The following is an 8,139-nucleotide window of genomic DNA, read 5'->3' on the forward strand; positions in this document are numbered from 1 at the left end:
AGAGTGGAATTTACACTATTGTGGCGATGACGGGGGTTACGATCATGGCTTCGAGCGTTCGGTTTATCAGCATCAGCGACAACAATTCGGAGCGGACCGAGCTTTTCGACACGCTCACTGCAACCGGACAAACTGATCCCGTTCGCCTGCAAGGCAGAGTGAAAGTGCAGCTTTCTGGCAGTGCCACGAGCTTAACCGCGATAGTTGAGCACGCCACGCGCGATCCAGGTTCGGCGGAAGCGAATTGGGCGCCCGTCGAGGACGACCCATTCACAGGCGACCTGTCCGCCGGCATGTCCCCGCGCCCCTACGATGATCCAGCAATCGGCTGGTGGCGAGTGCGCGTCACTGCAATTAGCGGCGGAAACTGCAAGATCAGCATCATCGGAGAAAAGGCATGAGCCTGCTCACGATTGAAGCTCAGGCTGCCAAGAGCGCAAAGGCGGCAAAGGCAGATCGCATTCTTGCCCAAGCTGCGAGGGCAGCGGCCGACCTTGCCCAAGAAGCGACAGAAACGGCGCGCGACGGGGCAGAATCCGCACGCGACGAGGCTCTCAACTATGGCGGCGCTCGGTTGTTTCGCTCGTGGGCCGATGCCTCGGCAGCTACGTTTACCGCTGGCGAGTACGCCATGGTCATTTCGACCGACACGGGAACGCACACGGATCCAGTCGTGGGCGGTACCGTCAACAACGCGGGCGTTTTCAAGTACTCCAGCAGCCCTGCCGGTCTTGAGCGGGTGGGAGATTTGCAGGGCCAGATTGCAAAAGGCTGGGCAGAAAAGGCCAACACCGCCGTCCCGTTCCTCCTGCGATCTGACCTGCTTGCAGCACCGGGCGCGACCGATGGTTATGGCGCGACCGTCACGGTGGCGGATAGCGGCACGCATACGGCTGTTTCGGGCGAAGTGGCGCTGGGCGGTGCAGCGGCGACAGTGGGTGCGGCGATCCCGAACGAAGGGCGCTATACCCGCGTTTCGGGGGCCTGGCTTCGGACTGGCGATACTGACCGGCAGGGATCCAATGCATGGGCAGAAGGCACAGAGCCGGGCGGGCCGGGGACGAAGAGTGCGAAGGGGTGGGCGGAAGATGCTGCCGATCAAGTCGCGCTGCTTCAGTCCACACAAACCATAGGGCGTCCGGTTGGTTCAACCCTTGTTACTGGCGCAGGTGCGGCGAATGCTGGCACTTACGTTTTTGCCAACGCACTCCAGTTTGACGCAAACGGTAATTCCTCACTGCGGTTGTGGAACAGATCGAGCAGCGCGCAGACCATCAAGTTGCGCCGCTACACGGTCAGCAGTGGAACGGCCACACCGGTTTCGGGAAGCGCATGGGTGTCGGTGACGGTCCCGTCAGGGCCGGGTGCATTCACTATCGACACCACCGCCAATGGCTTTCTTGAAGGCGAGGCTGTCGGCATTTCGATGAGCGTGGCTTTTCTTGCCTATGTCACCGGATCAACCGGAGATAGCGGCGGGTATTACACGACTTCTACGGCCGATGCAGACGCATTTTCAGCATCGCTTGTTACGAACATTCAGCTTCAGATCGGCATCGATATGCCGTTCCAATACGTCACGACCGAACGTGTGCAGACGATTGAAGCTGATGTTGTGACCGCGCAGGAGTATGCGGCCACCGCTAACGCGGGCCTTGCTGATCTAGGCGAACTGGGTTCCGTGATTGTCGAGGATCATGCGGGCACGACCCAGTTTGCAGGCACCTCGTTCGGCGGCTGGGCTGGCGTTGTCGAATTAGCCGATACGCCGGTCGGCACGATCATCAAGCGCATCGGATTTGATGGTGTTTATGTTGCTGGCACGGCAACAAAGATCAACCTCAAGGTCTACTCTCGCGCCAATACGGAAACTGCCGCACCACCGACAAACTGCACGCTGGTATTTGATCAGGATTACACGCTGGCAAGCCTCGGCCTGCCCGCTGGCGCTACTGATCGCAAGTCAATCATGATGGAGTTTCCCGTCAGCTTTACCACGGCATCGGGGCAGGGCCTTGCCTACCGTTGGGAAGCGCAGGACGGTTCCAGTGCGCGTGTCGCATCTTCGGCGGGCTATCTCTCGGACGCCACTGCTACGGCCAGCGAGCGTGGTTGGTATTACTCAACCACTGGCACCAGCACGTACACGGCTGTCGGATCGCCAAATCGCCTGGCTGTGCGCGTTGCCCGCGATGGATACAGTTCAATCCTTAAAAGCGACTTCATGGCATCGGCTTCGCTTTCGGCACTTTCTGTAGCGGGAACGACTGTAACGATTGCGGGCAGCATCCGGCGCAACGGCAACGATTATCCGTTCTCAAGCAATGTATCCCTATCCCTGGCTGCGTCAGGCAAGGAACGCATGGACAAGATCGTGGTTGATCGGTCCACGCTGGCGGTTTCGGCGGTTTCTGGATCGGCACGCGATGCGCAGCTTGATAGCCTCGAATGGCAGGGTGCAACGCCCTCGAACGCGATTGTTGTGGCCCGCGCGAGGGTTGGCGACACACGCATTACAGCGCAGGATACCTCTAACTTCCGAGGTCTGATCAAGGTAGGAACGGAAGGGGAGGTGGCTGCGTATATTGAGCGCAATCGCCGCATTCTTCGCAAAGTCATCGGCAAGGCAATGCGTGGCGGCGCGATAACCTTGGCTGGCTACGGTGACAGCATCACCGCAATTCAGTCCAGCACGCCGCCGTTTACAGCGAATGGCACCATGCGCGACCGTGCCTTAACCTACTTGTCGAACTACCCATCCGACACGCTGGCGACCCTTACGCTCTACGATACCGGGGATGGCGCTGGACTAGTTCACACCCGCCTCGGGTGGAACTGGAAAATCAAGGCAGCACTGGAAGATTTGGGCGGTGTCGTAACATACGACAATTACGGCATCGGTGGAACAACCAGTCAGAGCACGACTGGAAACGGGCTTGATCCGTCTCGCATCGCTGTCCCGCTTGCTGCTGTGCCAGATGTGGTGGTCATTGCATTCGGCATGAATGAGCGCGGGGAGAGCTATACCTACGCCAACATCCTGAACATGATCCAGCAATTCCAAGCGGTTGGCACGACTTGCATTGTAATGGGTGTGCCAAGGCCGAACGCTAATCAGTCTGTTTCGGCGTGGCGCAGGACCAATGACCAGCTTGGAGCGGCAGCAATCGACGGCGGGGCAGCTTTTGTCTCGACGGTAGCCATTGCTGATGACCGCAACCTTGGCGGGATCGGCGTTCCGGCTGAAGCGCTGGCATCGGCCAACACGATCACGGGCGGGAACAATCATCCGGGCATCTATGAACTAGAGGTCTATGGGGATAGCGCGGTTGTGCAGTTGGGGTTGACATGACCCTCGCCCAAGCCATCCGCGAAGGGGAGCAAGGCCGCTGCCAGCGCATAGCCTCTCCCGGCAAGTGGAAGGTCTGGCGCGAGGGGGACAAGGTTAAGCACGAGGTGCTGAGATGAAACCGCAACCTACCCACCAGGAGCTTTCAGACCGAATGGACAAGTTCGATGGAAAGCTCGACGAGATCCTCAAAGCCTTTGGGGAAATGAGGGATTCCGTGTCCGAGGTGAAGCAATCCCTTGTGCAGGTGGAAAAGGACGTCTCCGAGACGAAGGATCTCGTCGAGGCTTGGGGCGCGGTGAAAACAGCCGGAAAGTTCATCAAGTGGCTGGGCTCGATCGCAACCGGGCTCGTGGCTGTCTACCTCCTCGCAAAGGCGGGGATGCAGCACATGGTAGGGAAGTGACTATGTCGGATCCGCGGTGGTTGGAGATCGCTAGGGGATACATCGGTGTGCGCGAAGTGCCCGGGGTAAAGCATAGCGGCGTCATCATGGGCTGGCTCAAGCGGCTCAAGTCGTGGATCAAAGACGACGAAACGCCTTGGTGTGGTGTTTTCTGTGCGGCGGTCATGCAAGAGGCTGGTCTTCCCTACCCGCCCACATACCCCCGCGCGAAGGCATGGGCAGACTATGGCGCCAACCTGCGCAGCACGCACGTAGCGCCCGGCGCAATCCTTGTGTTTTCGCGTGACGGCGGTGGGCACGTCGGCTTTTACGTGGGCGAAGATGCAACCGCCTACCAAGTTCTCGGCGGCAATCAGGGCAACGCGGTCAGCATCACGCGCATCGCCAAGAGCCGTTGCATCGCGATCCGCTGGCCGCGTGGCGAGCCGGTGCTTGGCAGACCTGTACGGATGGCCACAAACGGCGAGTTGTCGAGGAATGAGGCATGAATATTCGCAGCCTCGCCGTGCTGTCCCTCGCGCTGCTCGGCGTCGGGGTGCTGTTGCTTATGGCTTACCTCGCGTTCCGGTCAGGGGCTAACCTGGAAGCAGCCGGCTGGCTGACTGCGGGCTTCCTGTCGCTGCGTGAAGTCGTCTCGAAGATTGAGAACGTCGCAATGAACATTCGCAACGCTTCTGGAGAGCAGGCGAGCGGAAAGCCCGGCGATCCGGTTCATGTGCAGGAGGAAACGTGATGTTCGGCAAGCTGTTCAAGAAGGTGGTTCTTCCTCTCGCAAAGCGAGCCGTTGAAAGGGAGATCGAGAAGAAGCTGGGCAAGCCCGTCAAGATCGACGACGTGATCGACGTCGCCAAAAGACTGTGACCACTTGGCTCTTGCGCAACCTGCAGTGGGTTCTCGCGGCAGGGTTGCTCGGTTTCATCGTCATTTCGCTGGGTTCGGCCTTGCTGCACGCAGATCGAGACTTGCTCTGGCCGTGATTTTCACGCATTGAGACAAGGCTCCTCCACCCGAGGCGCCATGCGTTACTCCGGCCCCGCTTCGGCGGGGCTTTTTTCTTGTCCCAATGAGACACCTCCGGTAATGTCACCGATGATTTTCGGGGGCGATTATGGCTTACGACGCAAGCGGTAAGTGGTCGATGGAAGATGATGGCGTCGCATCGCGCGTCGCTGCGATCTCGTCGGGCAATTCCGACCTCATGAAAGCAGCCCGTACGCAGGGTTTGCAGTCAATGCAGCGGCGCGGGCTGGGCAACTCCTCGATGGCAGTTGGCGCGGCTCAGGGGGCAGCATTGAACGCTGCCGTTCCCATCGCTTCACAGGAAGCCTCGCAGATCGCGCAGAAGAACCTGACGCGCATGGGCGCAGATGCCGACATGGAGAAAACTCGGGCTGCGCTGGCGGCCGAGCAGCAGAAGGCAATCCTATCGTCTGTTACGGACCTGACCGGGCAGCGCTTCAACGCAATGTCCAACACCCTGGCCAACGACAAGATTCCGGCCGGCACGCGCTCGGCTGTGCAGTCCTCGATCAACGCACAGTATCAGCAGGCCATCGACCAGCTACAGAACCTCTATGGCATTTCGCTGTCGGCGCCCGCGCAGGCAGTTACCGCACCCGCCACAGGAACGCTCACGCCTGCCCAAATCGCTGCGCTGAATGCCACAGGCGGGTACAACGGCTTGTTCCGCGGCTGATGAACATTCGGCCCGCCCGCTCGGTCGACGCACCAGCGATTGCAGCGCTTCTCGCCGCTCGCGTGATCGACACATGCTATGCGGGGATTGACGAGGTCGACGTTCCTTTCGCGCGCAAGATGTTCGCATATGCTGCGCAGCGCCACGGCAACACCAACGAGGGCGGCATGTTCCTCATGGTGGCAGAAGACGAAGCAGGCGAGATCGCGGCTTTCTGCATGGGTTCACTCGGTCGGGTCTATGGCGTGGGCAAGCGCCTTGTTGCCTGCGACAACTACCTTCTTGGCCGCAAGGATTGCCCTGCCATCGTGCTGCGCAACCTGTTCGAACTCTACGTCGGCTGGGCCTCGGGCAATCCTCGGGTGGCAGAGATCGGCGCTAGCTGGTCCGACGCGCTGCCCGGCTCCGACAAGTGGACTCCGATCTTCAAGCGCATGGGCTTTGAACCATGCGCGCAGTCGTTCCGTCGCCTGAATGTGGCGCAAACCCAGGCAGAAGCAGCATGAGCAATCCCATCAAAGCTATCGGCAAAGCCTTCAAGGCCGTCGTGAAGGTGGTCAAGAAAGTGGCTTTGCCCGCTCTCGCGATCGCGGCAGTCGTGCTTACCGGTGGCGCGGCGCTTGGCGTCCTGCCCTCAGTCGGTTCTGTTCTGGGAGGGCTCGGCATAAGTGCCAGCTCTACGCTAGGCGGAATATTAATGGGGGCGGCGAAGGCCGCTACCTTCGGCGCGGTCGGTTCTGCGCTCACCGGCGGTAACATCATCAAGGGCGCTACGGCTGGATTCATCACCGGCGGCATTCTTGGCGGTGCAAATGCAGCGCTCGGTGGCCTTGGTAAGGCGGCTCAGGCTGGCGCCGGTGGTCTTGGCAATGCGTCGAGCATCAACCAGACCGCACTCGAAAGCCTGCGCAGCGGCACAAGTGCGGCTACGTCTGGTGCCTCTGGCGCAGTGACGCAAGGGCTTGGAACCGCTGCAAATGCAGCCGCGCAAGGCGGTGGGGTTGCCGCGGCGACCGGCGCAGGTGCTCCGGTTGTTGCTCCTGTCGCAGCTTCGGCAACTCCGGTTTCGTCTGGCGGCGTCATGGGCTTCCTCAACCGCAATCCCATCGTGGGCGGCATGGTTATTCAGGGGCTCGGTCAGGGCCTCATGGCAAACGAGCAGAACAAGGCGGCGCAGCGCGAGCGCGACCAGATCGCAGCCAACTACGCCGATACGTCGGGGCTGCCTCAGTATCAGTCGCCAGGCGGCAACGGCTACGCGCCGGCCGCTGACGTGTTCAACGCTGCAATCTACTCGGGGAAGAAGGTTTCCTACGACCCCAACACCGGCAAGCTCAAGGTGGGGAACTGACACATGGCGGGTCTTGGCACACCGGCGCCGCAGGGCATGCAGCAGCGTCAGCCGACGCAGCAGCCCATGCAGCAGGAAGAGGAGCAGCAATCGGGCGGCGGCCAGCAGGCCAGCGCAAAGGAGCAGGCTGCTTACGAAGAGTTCGCGCAGACCTTGACGGACGTGATCTACCCGCAGGACACGCCCGGGCAGGTCTACCCGCAGATACTCGCCAACCTGCAGGGTCAGTTCGATCCGCAGGTGCTCGGGCTGTTTGATGGCGTGGAACCTGCCCTGACCAACTCGCCGCAGGACAGCGTGGCGGCGACGTCGGTTCTCGTTACGCTCGTCGTCGACAAGAAGATGGGCCTTCTCGATCAGGCGTTGGCGGCAGAGGGCCAGCCCATGCAGCGGGAAAACGAGCCCGGCGAGGAAATGCCCGGCCAGCCCGAAGAAGATCCGGCTGGATACCGTGGCGAGAACGAGGACGAAGGCGATTACTCGCCGGAAGCCGTTCTCATGGAAGGCGGCAAGCTCGCAGTCGAGGAGCTTATCGAGGTCGCAGAGGCCGCGAACATTCACGATTTCTCGCAAGAAGAGATCGACGGCGCCTTCTATCGGGCGCTCGACCTGTTCCGCGTGGCTCAAGAGAAGGTCAATCCGCGCGTCGTCCAGTCGTTGCAGCGCGGCTTCGAGCAACTGCGCATGGCTGACCAGCAGGGTCAGCTTGGCAAGGTTCTCCCCGGACTGCCCGGCGGCGCACCCATGAAGCAGGGGGCATAAGCCATGGGCGGGCTCGGCACGGTACTCGGTGGAGCTCTGTCCGGCTTCGGTGCGGGCATTGCGAAGCAGGGCGAATTGGACTGGCAGCAGCGCCGTGACATGGCGCTCGAAGGCCTCCGCAATCAGAACCAGCAGGATAACATGCGTCTGCAGGCAAGCGAGCAGCGCACCACGCAGCGCGAGCAGGCGGACCTGAACGACCGCAACGACGCGCGCAAGACCGCGCGAGATACCTCGTCGACCATGACGATCGACAAGAATCGCAGCCAGCTGGACACGGCTTCGCGCGAGCGCCTGGCTCGCCTTGAATCTGCGCTGCGCAGCCAGCAGACAGCAGAGTCGGCGCGCATCGAGGCGCAGATCCGCAGCGGTGAGATTATCGACACCCTGCAGGACGCGGACGGCAACTATTACGCCTTGTACCGCAACGGCCAGCAGAAGCCCTTGAATATCAAGGGCGCTCCCAAGGCTCCGGCTGGCGGCGCTGGCGGCTCCATACTCGATCGCGCAGGCGGCGCGCCCGGCTCACAGCCCGCTACGCCCGGCGCGAAAGTTTCCATTTCCAACTGGTGAGG

The 8,139-nt window shown here is 61.2% G+C and carries 11 protein-coding genes; all 11 read left to right on the forward strand.

Translation table 11 applies throughout. From position 1 onward, the window contains the following. Positions 1-44 precede the first annotated feature (44 nt). The 11 genes from AC3WLM_RS00635 to AC3WLM_RS00685 all read left to right on the forward strand — a co-directional run bounded on the left by AC3WLM_RS00635 (position 45) and on the right by AC3WLM_RS00685 (position 8,137). Positions 45-401: a hypothetical protein gene (locus AC3WLM_RS00635; protein WP_492476263.1), complete on the forward strand. Its 357-nt coding sequence runs from the start codon at positions 45-47 to the stop codon at positions 399-401. After that, entirely contained in the window at positions 398-3,352 is a 2,955-nt protein-coding gene (locus tag AC3WLM_RS00640; protein ID WP_492476264.1) for an SGNH/GDSL hydrolase family protein, read from the forward strand. The genes AC3WLM_RS00635 and AC3WLM_RS00640 overlap by 4 nt, the downstream gene beginning before the upstream one ends. Positions 3,353-3,503: 151 nt before the next feature. Continuing rightward, positions 3,504-3,755, forward strand: a complete 252-nt coding sequence (locus tag AC3WLM_RS00645) for a hypothetical protein (RefSeq protein ID WP_492476265.1) — start codon at positions 3,504-3,506, stop codon at positions 3,753-3,755. Positions 3,756-3,757: 2 nt separating this feature from the next. Then, positions 3,758-4,243, forward strand: coding sequence for a TIGR02594 family protein (locus tag AC3WLM_RS00650; RefSeq protein ID WP_492476266.1), 486 nt, complete (start codon positions 3,758-3,760; stop codon positions 4,241-4,243). After that, positions 4,240-4,488: a hypothetical protein gene (locus AC3WLM_RS00655; RefSeq protein ID WP_118072058.1), complete on the forward strand. Its 249-nt coding sequence runs from the start codon at positions 4,240-4,242 to the stop codon at positions 4,486-4,488. Before AC3WLM_RS00650 ends, AC3WLM_RS00655 begins: the two co-directional genes overlap by 4 nt. Continuing rightward, positions 4,485-4,616 (forward strand): hypothetical protein, encoded by a 132-nt coding sequence (locus tag AC3WLM_RS00660; protein ID WP_492476267.1) that lies wholly within the window; start codon positions 4,485-4,487, stop codon positions 4,614-4,616. Before AC3WLM_RS00655 ends, AC3WLM_RS00660 begins: the two co-directional genes overlap by 4 nt. Before the next feature lie 247 nt (positions 4,617-4,863). After that, positions 4,864-5,451: a hypothetical protein gene (locus AC3WLM_RS00665; protein WP_492476268.1), complete on the forward strand. Its 588-nt coding sequence runs from the start codon at positions 4,864-4,866 to the stop codon at positions 5,449-5,451. After that, a complete protein-coding gene (locus AC3WLM_RS00670; protein ID WP_492476269.1) occupies positions 5,451-5,957 on the forward strand; it encodes a hypothetical protein in 507 nt (168 codons plus the stop codon). Before AC3WLM_RS00665 ends, AC3WLM_RS00670 begins: the two co-directional genes overlap by 1 nt. Further along, entirely contained in the window at positions 5,954-6,802 is an 849-nt protein-coding gene (locus AC3WLM_RS00675) for a hypothetical protein (RefSeq protein ID WP_492476270.1), read from the forward strand. Before AC3WLM_RS00670 ends, AC3WLM_RS00675 begins: the two co-directional genes overlap by 4 nt. A 3-nt stretch (positions 6,803-6,805) precedes the next feature. Then, positions 6,806-7,564, forward strand: coding sequence for a hypothetical protein (locus AC3WLM_RS00680; protein WP_492476271.1), 759 nt, complete (start codon positions 6,806-6,808; stop codon positions 7,562-7,564). Between the two features lie 3 nt (positions 7,565-7,567). Next, positions 7,568-8,137, forward strand: a complete 570-nt coding sequence (locus AC3WLM_RS00685; protein ID WP_492476272.1) for a hypothetical protein — start codon at positions 7,568-7,570, stop codon at positions 8,135-8,137. Positions 8,138-8,139: the final 2 nt, after the last annotated feature.

Source organism: Novosphingobium sp. FW305-C-30-35, assembly GCF_058783135.1.

Coding starts and splice junctions, on each gene's coding strand:
- AC3WLM_RS00635 (WP_492476263.1), top strand. CDS start 45: ATGGCTTCGAGCGTTCGGTTTATCAGCATCAGCGACAACAATTCGGAG.
- AC3WLM_RS00640 (WP_492476264.1), top strand. CDS start 398: ATGAGCCTGCTCACGATTGAAGCTCAGGCTGCCAAGAGCGCAAAGGCG.
- AC3WLM_RS00645 (WP_492476265.1), top strand. CDS start 3,504: ATGGACAAGTTCGATGGAAAGCTCGACGAGATCCTCAAAGCCTTTGGG.
- AC3WLM_RS00650 (WP_492476266.1), top strand. CDS start 3,758: ATGTCGGATCCGCGGTGGTTGGAGATCGCTAGGGGATACATCGGTGTG.
- AC3WLM_RS00655 (WP_118072058.1), top strand. CDS start 4,240: ATGAATATTCGCAGCCTCGCCGTGCTGTCCCTCGCGCTGCTCGGCGTC.
- AC3WLM_RS00665 (WP_492476268.1), top strand. CDS start 4,864: ATGGCTTACGACGCAAGCGGTAAGTGGTCGATGGAAGATGATGGCGTC.
- AC3WLM_RS00670 (WP_492476269.1), top strand. CDS start 5,451: ATGAACATTCGGCCCGCCCGCTCGGTCGACGCACCAGCGATTGCAGCG.
- AC3WLM_RS00675 (WP_492476270.1), top strand. CDS start 5,954: ATGAGCAATCCCATCAAAGCTATCGGCAAAGCCTTCAAGGCCGTCGTG.
- AC3WLM_RS00680 (WP_492476271.1), top strand. CDS start 6,806: ATGGCGGGTCTTGGCACACCGGCGCCGCAGGGCATGCAGCAGCGTCAG.
- AC3WLM_RS00685 (WP_492476272.1), top strand. CDS start 7,568: ATGGGCGGGCTCGGCACGGTACTCGGTGGAGCTCTGTCCGGCTTCGGT.